Source organism: Duncaniella sp., from assembly GCF_029056165.1.
In the GTDB taxonomy this organism is placed as follows: Bacteria; Bacteroidota; Bacteroidia; order Bacteroidales; family Muribaculaceae; genus Duncaniella.
Genome location: NZ_JAIDBW010000008.1, coordinates 12,715 through 28,278, shown reverse-complemented (window position 1 = coordinate 28,278; position 15,564 = coordinate 12,715). Strand labels below are relative to the sequence as shown.

Annotated in this window: 11 protein-coding genes; 3 read left to right on the top strand and 8 right to left on the bottom strand. The window is 50.3% G+C overall.

Going from position 1 to position 15,564, the window contains the following annotated elements:
• The first annotated feature begins 171 nt into the window (after positions 1-171).
• Positions 172-1,734, top strand: a complete 1,563-nt coding sequence (locus K2G41_RS01315) for a Do family serine endopeptidase (protein WP_300113315.1) — start codon at positions 172-174, stop codon at positions 1,732-1,734.
• A 131-nt stretch (positions 1,735-1,865) separates the two neighbouring features.
• Here K2G41_RS01315 and K2G41_RS01310 read toward each other — a convergent pair whose 3' ends face one another.
• From K2G41_RS01310 to hisS, 3 genes are all read right to left on the bottom strand, one after another.
• Positions 1,866-2,657, bottom strand: coding sequence for an ATP-binding cassette domain-containing protein (locus K2G41_RS01310; RefSeq protein WP_300113312.1), 792 nt, complete (start codon positions 2,655-2,657; stop codon positions 1,866-1,868).
• A complete protein-coding gene (locus tag K2G41_RS01305) occupies positions 2,654-3,397 on the bottom strand; it encodes an ABC transporter permease (protein WP_300113454.1) in 744 nt (247 codons plus the stop codon). Before K2G41_RS01305 ends, K2G41_RS01310 begins: the two co-directional genes overlap by 4 nt.
• A gap of 225 nt (positions 3,398-3,622) precedes the next feature.
• Entirely contained in the window at positions 3,623-4,984 is a 1,362-nt protein-coding gene (gene hisS, locus K2G41_RS01300) for a histidine--tRNA ligase (protein ID WP_300113309.1), read from the bottom strand.
• A gap of 94 nt (positions 4,985-5,078) precedes the next feature.
• On the opposite strand from hisS, the gene nfo reads away from it, so the two are divergent.
• Entirely contained in the window at positions 5,079-5,930 is an 852-nt protein-coding gene (gene nfo / locus K2G41_RS01295) for a deoxyribonuclease IV (protein ID WP_300113306.1), read from the top strand.
• 54 nt (positions 5,931-5,984) lie between these two features.
• Entirely contained in the window at positions 5,985-7,316 is a 1,332-nt protein-coding gene (locus K2G41_RS01290; protein WP_300113303.1) for an SLC45 family MFS transporter, read from the top strand.
• A gap of 118 nt (positions 7,317-7,434) precedes the next feature.
• Here K2G41_RS01290 and K2G41_RS01285 read toward each other — a convergent pair whose 3' ends face one another.
• The 5 genes from K2G41_RS01285 to K2G41_RS01265 form a co-directional block, all read right to left on the bottom strand.
• Complete coding sequence (locus K2G41_RS01285) at positions 7,435-8,727, bottom strand: MATE family efflux transporter (protein ID WP_300113300.1); 1,293 nt, start codon at positions 8,725-8,727, stop codon at positions 7,435-7,437.
• A gap of 23 nt (positions 8,728-8,750) precedes the next feature.
• Complete coding sequence (locus K2G41_RS01280) at positions 8,751-10,745, bottom strand: oligopeptide transporter, OPT family (protein ID WP_300113298.1); 1,995 nt, start codon at positions 10,743-10,745, stop codon at positions 8,751-8,753.
• A 21-nt stretch (positions 10,746-10,766) separates the two neighbouring features.
• Positions 10,767-11,921 (bottom strand): diaminopimelate decarboxylase, encoded by a 1,155-nt coding sequence (lysA, locus tag K2G41_RS01275; RefSeq protein WP_300113451.1) that lies wholly within the window; start codon positions 11,919-11,921, stop codon positions 10,767-10,769.
• 14 nt (positions 11,922-11,935) lie between these two features.
• The gene (locus K2G41_RS01270) at positions 11,936-13,258 is read right to left on the bottom strand and encodes an aspartate kinase (RefSeq protein ID WP_300113295.1); all 1,323 of its coding nucleotides are present in this window, start codon (positions 13,256-13,258) and stop codon (positions 11,936-11,938) included.
• A gap of 197 nt (positions 13,259-13,455) precedes the next feature.
• A complete protein-coding gene (locus K2G41_RS01265) occupies positions 13,456-15,477 on the bottom strand; it encodes a tetratricopeptide repeat protein (protein WP_300113294.1) in 2,022 nt (673 codons plus the stop codon).
• Between the last annotated feature and the right edge of the window lie 87 nt (positions 15,478-15,564).

Below are 15,564 nucleotides of genomic sequence, written 5' to 3'. Positions count from 1 at the left end.
AACTGTCACATAGCGGATGTAACATTGCATACTTTTTGCCGTCTTATAGGCAAGAAGCATGGAACACAGCGGTGGGGAGAATGCTCCCCGATCGTCAGATTAAACCAATCTCCGGTGCTTTAAGAATTCATCAGAAAAAAATAATAAACAATCACTGATAAGCTATCAAAAATGAAATTAACAGGAAAAATCATCATGCTGGCTGCCGGGACTGCAGTCCTGAGTTCGGCAGTGACGGCAATCGCAATGAAACGCACTCCTTTCGGCGATAATTACGAAGCTGCTCGAAGCTACACCGAACTTTTCGATCAGAGCGGTGTGCAGGGTGGCGGAGTGACACGTGTGGCTCAGCTTCCGGCCAACCATTCGGATTTCACCACAGCAGCCGAGAGCACCATCAACGGTGTAGTCTCGATCAAAAGCTATGCCACTCCCAGAGGCTACAGTCAGGGAGGCAACAGCGGTGGATATTTCAACGATCCGTTCTTTGATTTCTTCTTCGGCAATCCCAACGGCGGTAGCCGCCGCAGTCAGCCCCGTCAGCAGGAGCAGCACGAACAGCGTCAGCAGCCTTCGGGACTTGGTTCGGGCGTGATCATCAGCGCAGACGGATATATCGTGACAAACAATCATGTCATCGACGATGCAGATCGTCTGGAAGTGACTCTCAATGATAACCGTACGTTTGACGCTACGGTCGTAGGCGCAGATGCCACGACTGACCTCGCACTCATCAAGATTGACGCTACTGACCTTCCGGTTATCCCTATGGGCGACAGCGAGGCTCTGAAGGTGGGCGAGTGGGTGCTTGCCGTCGGTAATCCTTTTGGATTTACTTCTACCGTAACGACCGGTATCGTGTCGGCTAAGAGCCGTAGTATCGGCGGTCATAACAACGGCCGCATGGGTATTGAATCATATATCCAGACGGATGCCGCTGTCAATCCGGGCAACTCAGGCGGTGCGCTCGTGAATCTCGCAGGTGAACTGATAGGTATCAATACCGCTATCTATAGCCAGACAGGCAACTATGCCGGCTATTCCTTCGCCGTGCCGACCTCTATTGTGAAGAAGGTGATGAGTGACCTCCGTCAGTACGGAACTGTCCAGCGTGCGGTGCTCGGTGTCTCAATCTCCGATTTGTCCAATGAAATTGCCAAGGAGAAAGGCATTACAGCCGTGACCAAGGGTGTCTATGTCGGTGAGGTAAGTGACCGCAGCTCGGCAATGGAAGCTGGTCTGAAGAAGAACGATGTCATCGTGAAGATCAACGATACGCCGACCGACAACGTGGCTCAGCTTCAGGAACAGGTGGCCAAGTACCGTCCCGGTGACAAAATCAAGGTTACATACGTCCGTGACAACAAGACTCAGTCCGTGGATGTGACGCTCCGCAACCCGCAGGGCAATATGCAGGTAACCAAGGCCGGTGACTTCACTGATCTCGGATGTGCTTTCAAGAAGGTCGATGAGGCAACTCTCCGTCAGCTCGGTCTCAGCAACGGCGTGCAGGTGACAGCTCTCTCCAAGGGGCGTTTCAGTGACTCCGGTGTCAAGCAGGGATTCATCGTCTATTCGATCAATGATAGCCGCGTATCGTCGCCCGACGATGTGGAGAAGATCTACAAGGCCATCATGAAGGGTAGCGGTGACGAGAAGGTGATGATCCTCCGAGGTGTCTATCCGACAGGCAAGCGCGGTATCTATGCCGTAGATCTTACAGGTGTTGAATAATACTCATTCTTTTCTCTCCCCAATCTCTCCAATTATTTTTGTCCATTAAAACTGAGAGAGCATGCATCAGATCCGATGCATGCTCTCTTTCATTCAGTTATATGAGGAAATTAAATGCTGTCCAAGGAGTCCTATCGTGAGGCGTGAGGAGGAATCTGAGTCTCATGGCTCAGGACGTAAGCTTTGACTTTCTGGAAAAGATCATTGGCAAAGACAAATTCGTTGAGAGCCTCGTTGGACGTCTGATAGATCTCGTGCATGTCACCGACCCACTCGCGGTAGCCTTTATTGATGAAGATGATGTTCTCACCTATACCGAGCACCGAGTTCATGTCGTGGGTGTTGATGATGGTAGTTATGTTGTATTCGTGGGTAATATCGCTCAGGAGTTCATCAATGAGGATGGATGTGCGGGGGTCAAGTCCGGAGTTAGGTTCGTCGCAGAAGAGATATTTCGGATTTAGCGCGATGGCTCGTGCGATGGCCACTCGCTTCTGCATACCTCCAGAGATCTCCGAGGGATATTTGTTGTCCGCACCCTTGAGATTGACTCGCTCAAGGCAAAATTCGGCACGGTCACGCATCTCGCTATATGACATTTTAGTGAACATTGTGAGCGGGAACATGACGTTGCCAAGCACGGTTTCCGAGTCAAAGAGTGCAGATCCTTGGAAGAGCATACCGATCTCTTTTCGCAAAGCCTTGACCTGATTGGCATCCATTTGGAGAAGATCGCGTCCGTCATAGAGGATCTGTCCCTGCTCCGGACGCAGGAGTCCGACAAGCGACTTGACAAGCACTGTCTTGCCCGATCCGCTTTGGCCGATGATAAGGTTCGTCTTGCCTGTATGGAAAGTGGCTGAGACATCGTGGAGAATTGTCCTGCCGTCAAATGATTTGGTGATATTTTTGACTTCGATCATTGGAGCAAGAGTTTTGTCAGTACAACGTCAAGGAGAAGGATAAGGATGCTGGAAGCGACAACGGCGTTGGTTGACGCTTTGCCGACTTCGAGCGCACCGCCTTTGACATAGTAACCGTAAAATGCGGCTACGGAAGTGATGATGAATGAAAAGAAGAGGGATTTTATCAGGCCGTACCATACATACCACTCCGAGAACATGGTCTGCAGACCGTAGATGAAACGGTTGAGGGGTATCATTGAGGTGAACACAGATATGAATACACCACCGAGAAACGAGGTGAAGATACAGAACACCACAAGTATAGGCATATAGATGAGAAATCCGATGATTTTCGGAAGGACAAGGAAATTGGCAGAATTGACACCCATTATGTCGAGTGCGTCGATCTGCTCGGTGACACGCATCGTGCCGATTTCTGACGCGATGTTTGATCCGACTTTGCCGGCAAGAATGAGGCAAAGGATCGAATTGGAAAATTCAAGGAGGATGATCTCACGTGTTGCAAGGCCTGTCGAATAGGAGGGGACGAGCGGTGAGATGATGTTGAGCTGCATCTGAATCGTGATTACCGCACCTATGAAAAGCGAGATGACTATCACGAGCGGGATGGAATCGACACCGAGTTTTGTGATCTCGAAAAATGTCCGTTTTATGAAGATCTTCCATTTGTCCGGATTGGTGAAGACCTTCTGTATGAAGAGGCAATATCTGCCGAAAGTGGTCAGTGAGTCCGATATGAGCATATCTGTATTAATAGGTTTCCTGTGACAAAAGTAACCAATAATTGCCAAAGGTGATGTCGCAGATGGCCAAATGACCAAATTATTGGTAATATATGAGAAACTGTCGGGTTTTATCAAGCCTGTCCGGGCTGAAAACTTCGACAGTTTCTCATGATGTCTGCGTGAGTCGGAATGATATTTTTATCATCCAGACAGGTGGAGAGGGGAGATTCTGGCCCGTTAGGCGAGAGCTTTCACGAGTTCATCTATGGTTAGGCTCTGCTGTTCGCCGGATGTCATGTTTTTGAGTGTTACTGTACCGTCGGCCAATTCGCTTTCGCCGATTATGGCGACGAAGGGGATACCGAGAGCATCCGCGCGTCCCATCTGCTTCTTCATCTTGGCGGCATCAGGATAGATTTCGGCTGAAATACCGTTTGCACGGAGTGTCTTGATGATCTGGAGTGACTTGGCGGCTTCAGCAGGACCGAAGTTTGTAAACATTACCTTAGCTGCACCTTCTATGTCGGCCGGGTAAAGGTCAAGAGCGTTGAGCACGTCATAAATACGGTCGGCACCAAAAGATATGCCGACGCCCGACACTCCGGGAAGTCCGAACACACCTGTGAGGTTGTCATAGCGGCCGCCGCCGGTTATGCTACCGATCTCGACGTCGCGCGCCTTGACTTCGATGATAGTACCGGTATAGTAGTTGAGGCCACGCGCGAGGCTCACGTCAAGTTCGAGTTCCGAACGGAGACCGAGATTCTTCGAGCCTTCCATGACGATGCGTAGTTCCTCAACACCTTTGAGGCCCGTCTCGTTGCCCTGAAGAAGCTCGGCGAGACGGCTTAGACGCTCTTCATTGCTACCCGTAAGGGTGATTATAGGTGTGATGCGGTCAATTGCTTCGGCACTCAGTCCGCGTTCGGCCAGTTCTTCCTTAACTTTGTCGAGGCCAATTTTATCGATCTTGTCAATAGCTACAGTGATATCTACAATCTTGTCGGGTGCTCCTACAAGTTCTGCGATACCGGCAAGCACCTTGCGGTTATTGAGTTTGATGGTCGTACGGATACCGAGACGGCTGAACACCTCATCGATCATCTGCAGAAGCTCTATTTCGTTGAGAAGTGAGTCAGAGCCAACCACATCTGCATCACATTGATAAAATTCGCGGTAGCGGCCTTTCTGCGGACGGTCAGCACGCCATACGGGCTGGATCTGGAATCGCTTGAAGGGGAATGAAAGGTCATTGCGGTGCATGACGACGAAACGTGCGAAGGGCACTGTGAGGTCGTAACGCAGTCCTTTCTCACAGAGTTTCGGAGCGAGACGCGGACAGTCTCCCGATTCAATGAGCGTCGGATCTACACCGCGCAGAAAATCACCGGAATTTAGGATCTTAAAGAGAAGTTTGTCACCCTCCTCACCATATTTTCCCATGAGGGTGGAGAGATTCTCCATGGCAGGAGTCTCTATCTGCTGAAACCCGAATAAATGGAACACACTACGGATGGTGTCGAAAATATAGTTGCGGCGAGCCATTTCTGCCGGAGTGAAGTCGCGGGTACCTTTGGGAATTGAGGGTTTCTGAGCCATAATTTAATTTGGAAATGTTAACCTTAAATTTTTTGCAAAGATACGGATATTTTAGTAAATTTGCGAAAATTTAATGCGTAATCACACTTCCTTTATGAAATACATCGGGGCACATGTCTCGGTGGAGCAAGGTGTAAGCCGTGCTCCGCTCAATGCCCATTTAATAGGGGCAAAATCATTTGCACTCTTCACCCGTAATCCGTCGAGATGGACTTCCAAACCTATCTCCGCCGGTGAGGCCGAGGCGTTTAAGGAAAACTGTGCGGCTTGCGGCTATACATCTGACGTGATCCTGCCGCATGACAGTTTTCTGATCAATCTCGGTTCGCCTGACAAGGAGAAATTGCAGAAGTCGAGAGAGGCATTTCTTGACGAGATACGTCGCTGTGAACAGCTTGGCCTGACAATGCTTAACTTCCATCCCGGCTCACACATGCGCGAGATGGATACGGATGCCTGTCTCGATCTCATAGCCGAGTCACTCAACGGCATCCTTGATCAGACATCCGGAGTCAAAGCAGTCATAGAGAACACGGCCGGTCAAGGGAGTAACCTTGGCTATACTTTCGAACAAATAGCCCGTATTATTGACAAGGTTGAGGACAAGAGCAGGATCGGTGTCTGCATTGACACGTGTCATGCCTATACATCCGGCTATGATATGGTGGATGAGGAGTCATATACGGCTACGTGGTCAGAATTTGAGAGAATAATCGGCATGGAATATCTCTGCGGTATGCATCTCAACGACACACTGAAAACGCTTGGATCGAAGGTCGATCGCCATGCTCCTATCTTCACCGGGCATCTTAACGAATGGTTCTGGCGCAGATTGATGAACGATCCGCGTATGGACAACATCCCACTTATCCTCGAAACTCCCAATGAGGAGATATGGGCCGAGGAGATCAGAAAGCTCTATGAATTAATTGAGCCGCGGGACTGACAGAAATGGAAAATTAAATTAACGAACAGATTATATCAATTACTCTTACACTTTATGGTTAAAAATAAGCCGGATCAAAGTTTCATGAAACTCTGGAATCTGAGTTTCGGATTTTTCGGGGTGCAGATTGCCTATGCGCTTCAGAGCGCGAATATCTCACGAATATTCGCCACACTGGGGGCTGACCCACATTCGTTGAGTTATTTCTGGATTCTTCCGCCACTTATGGGTATATTGGTTCAGCCTCTTGTCGGTGCGGCCAGTGACCGTACGTGGAACAAGCTTGGACGCCGATTGCCATATCTGCTCCTCGGTGCGGCAATCGCGGTAGTCGTGATGTGTCTGCTTCCCAATGCCGGAAGCTTTGGCCTGACGGTAGGCGGTGCGATGATTTTCGGTTTCATAGCCCTTATGTTTCTTGACACGTCGATCAATATGGCCATGCAGCCGTTCAAGATGCTTGTCGGTGATCAGGTCAACGAACGTCAGAAGGGTCTTGCATACTCCATTCAGAGCTTCCTCTGCAATGCCGGTAGTCTCGTGGGCTATCTCGCGCCGATCACCCTTACTGCCATAGGTGTGAGCAATCTTGCTCCGGCCGGTCAGGTGCCGGATGCCGTGACTTATTCATTCTATATAGGAGCGGCCGTCCTGATCCTCTGTGTGATCTACAGTTTTGCGACCATACGTGAAATGCCTCCCAAGGAGTATGCCGAATATCATGGCATCACCCAAGAGCAGACGGAGGAAAAGAGCAGCATGATGAGCCTCCTGCGCCACGCTCCCAAAACTTTCTGGACCGTCGGACTTGTACAGTTCTTCTGCTGGTCGGCTTTCCTTTATATGTGGACCTATACTACTGGTGCGATTGCTGACACCGTGTGGGGTACGACCAATACTGATACGGAGGCTTATCAGACAGCCGGTAACTGGGTTGGCGTGCTTTTTGCCGTGCAGGCTGTAGGTTCAGTTATCTGGGCTATCGTGATTCCGCGTTTCAAGAGCCATAAGGTGATTTATGCGCTCAGTCTTCTGCTTGGTGCCGTCGGTTTTATTTCGACTCTTTTTGTGACGGATCAATATGTGCTCTTCGCATCGTTCCTGCTCATAGGCTGCGCATGGGCTGCTATGCTTGCGCTTCCGTTCACCATCCTGACAAACTCTATCTCCGGTAAGAATATGGGTACATATCTCGGCCTGTTCAACGGCACTATCTGTATTCCTCAGATCTGTGCAGCAGCTCTCGGTGGAGTGGTGCTCCCGCTTCTCGGTGGCCGTCAGGTCAACATGCTTGTCCTTGCAGGTGTGCTGCTTATCATCGGTGCGCTCTGCGTCTATTTCGTTAAAGAGACCTATGGCGACTCAACAGCCGTATCGGAAGAATAACAGCATTTATCTTAAGTAACATATAAAGAATCCCCTGTCAAACGGATTGAAGTTTGACAGGGGATTCTTGCATTCTATAACTGGTCGTTCAGTGATCAGATCATTGGATTTACATTTTCTATAGTTTGTAGAGACGGTGACGGAGTAGGGTCAGGACGAGTCCACGGGTCAGGAGGTAGGCGAGGAATGCTATCCACAGTCCGTGGTTACCTAATTCCGGAAAAAGGAGTGTGTAGGTGATAAAATAGATCGCAGTGGCGGCGGCGATGGACATGAGCATTTCGCGGGTTCGTGTCGCTCCGATGAAAATACCGTCCCACGTAAAAGCTGCAAAGCCTACAGCTGGAATTGCGATCACCCAAGCGAAAAATTCTTTTGATGACAGGATCACGCCGGGATCGTCGCTTAGGAGCGTCATGATGCCGTTGCCGGCAAGTGCATAGACAAGGGTGAAGATCGCCACCATTAGGATGCTCCAACGAAAGAGCGCGCTGACGGTGGCACGTAGCCCATCGGAATCTTTTTTACCGATATAGTTTCCACAAAGTGACTCGCCGGCAAAGGCGAAACCGTCCATGAAATATGAAAATAGGGTGAAAAATTGCATCAGGAGGGTATTTACGGCAAGAATGTCCGTCCCTTGTGAAGAACCGGTACGCGTGAACCATACTGTGACTGCGATCAGGCAGAGAGTACGGAAGAAGATGTTTATATTTATGGAGAAGAAGCGTTTCAGTTCCTGTGGTTCAAACAGTCGGATGGCCGAAGCCGCTTGCGGACGATACTTACGGATAGCCGCTGAAATGGCGACAATGAAGCCGAGCCACTGAGCACAGAGTGTGCCGAGAGCCACTCCACTTATTTTCATTCCGAATCCATAGACGAGAAGGAGGCTTATGACGATATTGGAGATATTGATGACGAAAGCTACCCGCATGGGTGTCCGTGCGTCTTTCTGTCCGAGAAACCATCCTGAGACTACGAATGCACCCAGTGATGCGGGCGCACCCCATATAAGAATGGTGAAATAGTCGCTGACCATCTCCCGAATATTGTCCTTGATCTCGAAAAGGAAACCTGCGAGACGGAATATCGGTATTTGGCAGGCAATCATCACGACTGAAGCTGTGACGACAACAAGAAGTCCGCGCTGTAGGACCATATCGCATTCAGTCCTGTTTCCCGCGCCATAAGCTTGTGCGGTCAGACCGCTTGAACCCATGCGCAGAAAGGCGAAAAGCCAGTAGATCATATTGAAGATCGTTCCTCCGACAGCTATGGCAGCAATGTAGTCAGCACCCCCCATGTGACCAACAATCACCACATCCATCAGCGCGAGCAGTGGAGTGGTGATGTTGGTAACAATCGAGGGTACTGCTATCGACAGTATTTCACGATTGATCTGTTTCATGAATTTTTCTAATGTTCTTCCTATCAGTCTTTGAGAGCTTTAGCTTTCATTGATTCCCATATAAGGTAGATTATAAGAAGCGCATAGACCGCAAGACCGGCCCATTGGGTGGTGATGGCATCCATCGGGTTGGTATATTCAAAGCCGAGGAAGCGTGTGAGAGCGGCAAACACTCCGAAGAGCGCACCACCGGCAATGAGACCTGAAGAGATGAGAGTACCGCGGTCGCGGCGTGCATCGTTGATCGACTTGTCTTTCGAACGGCTGCCGACGAACCATGCAATCGCACCACCGACAAGCAGGGGAGTGTTGAGCTGCAAAGGAATGAACATGCCGAGACAGAATGCGAGTGCGGGTACACCGAGCCAGTTGAGAAGCAGGGCGAGGATCGCACCGACCATGTAGAGAATCCAAGGAGTATCGCCGCCCATCATGAGAGGTTCGATTACCTTGGCCATGGCATTGGCCTGCGGAGCGACGAGGGCGTTGTCACCGGTAAAGCCATATACCTGATTGAGCAGGAGGATGACACCGCCGACAGTGGCTGCGGATACGAGAGTGCCGAGGAATTTCCAGCTTTCCTGTTTCTTGGGAGTGGAACCGAGCCAGTAACCGACTTTGAGGTCTGTAACAAAACCTCCGGCCATTGAAAGAGCCGTGCAGACTACACCGCCGATCACCATTGACGCGACAATACCTGACGAGCCGTTGAGACCGATGGCGACGAAGATTGCAGAGGCGATGATCAGTGTCATGAGCGTCATTCCGGACACGGGATTTGAACCCACGATAGCTATAGCGTTGGCGGCCACAGTTGTGAAGAGGAAAGCAATGGCCGTAACGACGAGCCATGCCACGAGTGCCTGCCAGAAAGTGTGGATGACACCGAACCAGAAGAATATGAGCACAGCCACAAGAGCAATCGAGACGAAGAATACAATATGCTTCATCGAGATGTCCTGTTGCCAACGGACTGTGGTAGCTCCGTCAGCCTTACCACGCAATTCGCGTCCGGCCAGACCTACAGCACTACGGATAATGCCCCACGACTTCACGATGCCGATGATACCGGCCATTGCGATGCCGCCGATACCGATCATGCGGGCGTAGTCGGCAAAAATAGCGTCGGGCGACATGGCTGCAATCTCAGAACTGCCGTAAGTACCGAGCAGGGGAATGAGTACCCACCATACGAACACTGAACCTGCAAAGATTATGAAAGCGTAGTTGAGACCGATGATATAACCGAGGCCGAGCACTGCCGCACCGGTGTTGCAGCTCATGACGAGCTTGGTTTTCTCGGCGAGAGTCTGTCCCCAGTCAGCCACGGTGGTATTGAGCACTCCTGCCCACCATCCGAATGTCTCCACTATATAGTCATAGATACCGCCGATGAGCGATGCGATCACAAGGGTCTTGGCCTGTCCGCCATCCTTGGCTGAAGCCTTGCCGATTCCGCTTGCAAGCACCTGAGTGGTGGCTGTGGCCTCAGGGAAGGGGTATTTGCCGTGCATATCCTTCACGAAATATTTGCGGAAGGGTATGAAGAACAGGATTCCGAGGATACCTCCGAGGAGTGAGCTCAGGAAGATCTGGAAAAAGCTGACGGAGATTTCAGGATACTTTGCCTGAAGGATGTAGAGTGCGGGGAGGGTAAAGATCGCACCGGCCACAATCACACCTGAACATGCACCGATGCTCTGGATGATGACGTTTTGGCCGAGAGGATTCTGTTTTTTCAGAGCTCCCGAAAGGCCGACGGCTATGATGGCGATGGGGATCGCCGCTTCAAAAACCTGTCCGACCTTCAGTCCGAGATAAGCTGCTGCCGCACTGAAGATAACTGCGAGAACAAGACCCATGCCGACGGAATAAGGCGTGACCTCCGGGTAGTCATGCGCGGGGTGCATGATAGGGCGGTAGGTCTCGTCCTCTCCGAGTTCACGGAAGGCGTTCTCAGGTAGTTCCAAGGGATCTGCATCCTTGTAGATCTCTTTGGGATCACTGTTGTCTGCCATGATAATGAGAATGAATTAAGGTTAACGTTCTGAAAAGTAGGATGGTGCAAATGGACGGCAGTTGTAGCGCGAAGCCATGATCTCACCGTATGCACCGGCCGAGCGGAGAGCGAGAAGATCACCGCGTTTTACTTCGGGCAGAGTCTCATCCTGTCCGAAGCAGTCGGACGATTCACAGATCGGGCCGACAACGTCGTAGTGATGGAGTTCACCGTTCGGATTGGATATATTCTCGATTTTGTGGTGAGCATTGTAGAGAGCCGGGCGGATAAGGTCGGTCATGCCTGCATCAACGATGGCGAACTTCTTGGTAGTGCCTTTCTTGACGTAGAGCACGCGTGTGATAAGCGATCCGCACTGAGCTACGATTGATCGGCCGAGTTCGAAATGCACTTCCTGATTTTCACGCAGGTGGAGATGATTGTGGAAGGTGGTGAAGTAGTTTCCAAAATCGGGAATGGGATGGCGTTCGGGATGAGCGTAATCTATTCCAAGTCCGCCGCCTACGTTGATGGATGCGAAATGGATGCCGCGTTCGTCGAACTCGTCCTGCAGACGGTTGATGGTCTCGCAGAGCATCACATACGGTTCAGTCTCAGTGATCTGAGAACCGATGTGGAAATGCAGTCCTCGGAGCTCAATGCCGGGTAGCGTACAGGCGAGTGCGACGACTCCGGGTAGCATTTCGAGATTTATGCCGAATTTGTTTTCTGCAAGTCCGGTGGTGATATAGGCGTGGGTGTGCGCATCGATATTGGGATTGACGCGGATAGCCACACGGGCGGTCTTGCCTGTCTCAACTGCGAGCTGACTGATTATACGCAGTTCAGGCTCGGATTCGACATTGAAGCTTTCAATGCCTTTTTCGAGTCCGAGACGGATCTCATTGTCGCTCTTGCCTACACCGGCATAGACTATGCGGTCACCTCGGAAACCGGCTTCGAGAGCAGCCTCGATCTCCCATCCGCTGACACAATCCACACCGAAGCCTGCAGCCTGAATGGAGCGGAGTATTCCGGGATTGGCGTTGGCCTTGATGGCATAGTGTACCTTGAAGCGGGGATCGCGGGCGGTTCGTTTGATTTCCTTGAGCGTACGGTCAAGAAGTTTGAGATCGTAGAAATAGAAAGGAGTCTGCAGAGACTCGAATTCTTCTATAGGGAAACGTGTCATTATTTTTCGTTGACAGATTATTTCTCGTTGAACAGAACTTCGCTCAGACGACGCAGAGCTTCGATTTTGTCTTCCTTACGGATGAGGAATGAGATGTTGTAGTTAGAGCCGCCATAGGAGATCATGCGGACAGGGATATTGGCGAGAGCCTCCATAGCTTTTGCCTCGTAACCGGTATTGGTCCACTCCATGTTGCCGACGACGCAGATGATCACCATGTCACGGTCAATGGTGACTGTACCGAATTTCTTGAGCTCATCGACGATCTCAGGAAGGAAACGTTCGGAGTCAATGGTGAGCGATACGCCTACCTCGCTTGTCGCAATCATGTCGATGGGTGTGCGGTATTTCTCGAATGTCTCGAACACACGGGTCAGATAGCCGTAGGCAAGGAGCATACGTGAGCTCTTGATTTTGATGGCCACGATATTATCCTTGGCTGCGACGGCTTTGATGGAGGGTTCGGTGATGTTGTTGTAGATGAGAGTGCCGTGAGCTTCGGGTTCGAGAGTGTTGAGGAGACGGAGGGGGATATTGTTGACCTTTGCAGGCAGCACGCAGGTGGGATGGAGGATTTTTGCACCGAAGTAAGCAAGCTCTGAAGCTTCTTCATAATGAAGTTCGTTGACAGGGCTGGTTTTTTCAACAAAGCGCGGGTCGTTGTTGTGCATACCGTCGATGTCGGTCCAGATCTCGATCTCTTCAGCATCGATGGCTGCTCCGATGAGTGATGCGGTGTAGTCACTGCCACCGCGCTGGAGATTGTCGATCTCGCCTGTGGAGTTGCGGCAGATGAATCCTTGAGTGATAAAGATGTCGGCATCGATGTATTTGTCGAGCAGAGGCTGGAGATGGAGAGTGATATGCTGCATGTCAGGCTCGCCGTTGGCATCAGTCTTCATGAAGTCAAGAGCGGGGAGCGATTCGGCATAAATACCGCGCTCGTTGAGGAGGATGGTCATCATGGCCACGCTCATTATCTCACCCTGAGCAAGAATGATCTTTTCTTCGATCTCGCTGAAGCTCTCGCGCTGAGTGAATGAACGGATGTAATTGAAGCAGGCTTTGATTTCCTTGAGGGCCTTCTCGCGGCTCTCATGTTTTTCATAGAGTGCAGCGATGGTCTTGAGATATTTTGATTCGAGAAGATTTATGGTCTCCTTTGCGCCATTGGTATTGTTTTTGTAGAGATAATCAGCGATCTCGACAAGTGAATTTGTGGTTCCCGACATAGCGGAAAGCACGATGATGTTTTTGCCTCTTTCTGATACGAGGTCAGCAACGTGGCGGATGCGTTCCGCAGAACCTACGGAGGTTCCTCCAAACTTTAAAACTTTCATACCTTATAGTCTAATGTAATTTTGATTGGAATCTGTTTGTGAAAATGACAAATTAAGCGATTTTACTAAAATCTTCGCAAAATTACGATAATAATCCGAAAAATTCATCAATAGGCTATCAAAACCCGCAGCAAGATAACAGATTGATTAGGATTGTGTACGATTTTGATATCATAGACTGTCAAAATCGTACGTTGTCATCGTCCGGCTGCCATCCTTTTCAGGAGAGAATATGATGAGACTATGCCGAATTCTCCCGCACGGCTGAGATCGGGGAAAGCTTTGTCGCGGTCGCCCATCGTCAGATAGACGTAGCCACGGTTGTAATACGCTTCGCCGAAATCCGGTTTTAGTTCCAAAGCGCGCGTGAATGCTTCAAGAGCCTCCTCAAGTTTACCGCTTTCTGCGAGGATTACCCCCTTGTTGTAGTAGGCGAGAGGCATGAAGGGTGATAGGCGGAGCGTGGTCTCAAGATCATCGAGAATGTCGGAACTCTCTTCTGCAGCGAGTAAGACGGGGACTTTGCCGTCTTTTTTGCCGGCATGTTTCTGGAGGTAGTGAATCTGTGACCTCAATAAGTAGGCAAGGGCAAAATCCGGGGTAAGACTGATGGCTTTGTCAAGATCCTCAAGCGCATGAGAGTAGTCACCGATAGTGTAGAGATCCATCGCCCGTCCGAAATAGTCAATGGCGCGTGGCGCGTGGTTGGCTATGTAAGAGTCGTAAAATTCAATTGAAGAACGATGGGTCCGTTCGATTTCGGGTCCGCGTAGCTGTGATTCATGGTTTGTAACCTGCAGACCGAAGCGGAGCAGACCGGTGGAATTTATATCGTTGACTTCGCGGATATATTCACTGTTGAGTTTTATTTCAGTCGGCGAGGTGTAGTAAGTCACCATGAATATAGGTTCGAGTTCCACGCGTAGATCCTGATCCTGCACGCGTCCGCGGATTGTAGCGAGCCCTCCCTGATCGGTGTCGGCATGGGCTGACACCGTAGCAAGTGAGGAGAAACGTTTCTTGACCTGTTCCTGACTTTCGGTAATCACAGGTTCACCATCCTCGCCGGTGGTTTCATTGTCGGGCGAGGCGAATTGTTTATCCGGTTCAACCGGAACATTGGTTTTTGCAAGGGCGAGAGACTTGTTGTAATCCTTCTCGGCTGCACGAAGATCGCCTTTGCGACGAAGGATGTCGTAACGCAGAAAGTAGGCGGCGGCAAAATCGGGATATGCTTCGAGGACCCTGTCGATATCGGCTATCGCGCCGTTGAAATCTCCGGTCTCCGCGAGGAGCATCGAGCGGTTGTAGAGTGTCTTGTAGTCATCCGGATTAAGGTTGATCACACTCGTGAAATCATCGATGGCTTTGTTGATGTCATGGACTTCGGTTCGGAGGAGACCGCGGTTGAAAAGGGCAGTCGAATTGGTCGGATCAAGTTTCAGAGCGTGATCATAGTCCTCGAATGCGCCGTAGAAATCATCGGTGGCATAGCGCAGAAATGCACGGTTGATATAATAGCCGGCATAGTCGGGACTGAGTTTGATGGCCATGTTCATGTCGTCAAGCGCGCTTTTATAGTCCTGTCCAGAGTGGATGGCCATGTCGGCGCGCAGGAGATAGCCGTTTATGGCCGATGAGTTGATGGACAGGGCTTTGTCTATGTCACTTTTCGCACCTACAGTGTCCTTTGCTTCAAGTCGGACACGCGCACGGCCAAGGTAGCCTCCTTCATAACGGGGATATCTTCTGATCAGTGTCTCAAGTGTTTTTTCAGCTCCGTCGAAGTCTTTGATGATACTTTGGGCTATCGCCTTGTTATAGAGTACGCTTTGGGTCTCAGGGTGCATATCGAGCACACGGTTATAGTCCTCGATAGCTTCCCGATGCCGTCCCTGATTCTGACGGGCAACTCCGCGGACCTCATAGGCATCGACAATGAACGGATTACGTTCGATGGCAAGCGTCGCATCCTCTTCCGCACCGGGAAAGTCATCAAGATTAAGTTTGGCTATCGCACGGTAGAAGTAGGGTTTGGCAAGACGGGGATTGACACTTATGACCTGATTGAAATACTGGATGGACAGCACATAGTCCTCGAAATAGTGCGTGTTAGCTCCGATTCTGAGCACCTGCTCGGTGTTGATTTGAGCCATTACGGTGATGGACGTAAGAAGCGTGATGACAAGAAATATGATGGCGTTTTTTAAACGGGACATTTGCCTATATATAATTATGGTGGAGAGACAGTTTGTAAAATCAATGGCAAATGTAGTGTTTTATATGAAAATCACCTATAAATTTAA

Coding starts and splice junctions, on each gene's coding strand:
- K2G41_RS01310 (WP_300113312.1), bottom strand. CDS start 2,657: ATGATCGAAGTCAAAAATATCACCAAATCATTTGACGGCAGGACAATT.
- K2G41_RS01315 (WP_300113315.1), top strand. CDS start 172: ATGAAATTAACAGGAAAAATCATCATGCTGGCTGCCGGGACTGCAGTC.
- K2G41_RS01290 (WP_300113303.1), top strand. CDS start 5,985: ATGGTTAAAAATAAGCCGGATCAAAGTTTCATGAAACTCTGGAATCTG.
- hisS (WP_300113309.1), bottom strand. CDS start 4,984: ATGGCTCAGAAACCCTCAATTCCCAAAGGTACCCGCGACTTCACTCCG.
- K2G41_RS01285 (WP_300113300.1), bottom strand. CDS start 8,727: ATGAAACAGATCAATCGTGAAATACTGTCGATAGCAGTACCCTCGATT.
- K2G41_RS01280 (WP_300113298.1), bottom strand. CDS start 10,745: ATGGCAGACAACAGTGATCCCAAAGAGATCTACAAGGATGCAGATCCC.
- nfo (WP_300113306.1), top strand. CDS start 5,079: ATGAAATACATCGGGGCACATGTCTCGGTGGAGCAAGGTGTAAGCCGT.
- K2G41_RS01270 (WP_300113295.1), bottom strand. CDS start 13,258: ATGAAAGTTTTAAAGTTTGGAGGAACCTCCGTAGGTTCTGCGGAACGC.
- K2G41_RS01265 (WP_300113294.1), bottom strand. CDS start 15,477: ATGTCCCGTTTAAAAAACGCCATCATATTTCTTGTCATCACGCTTCTT.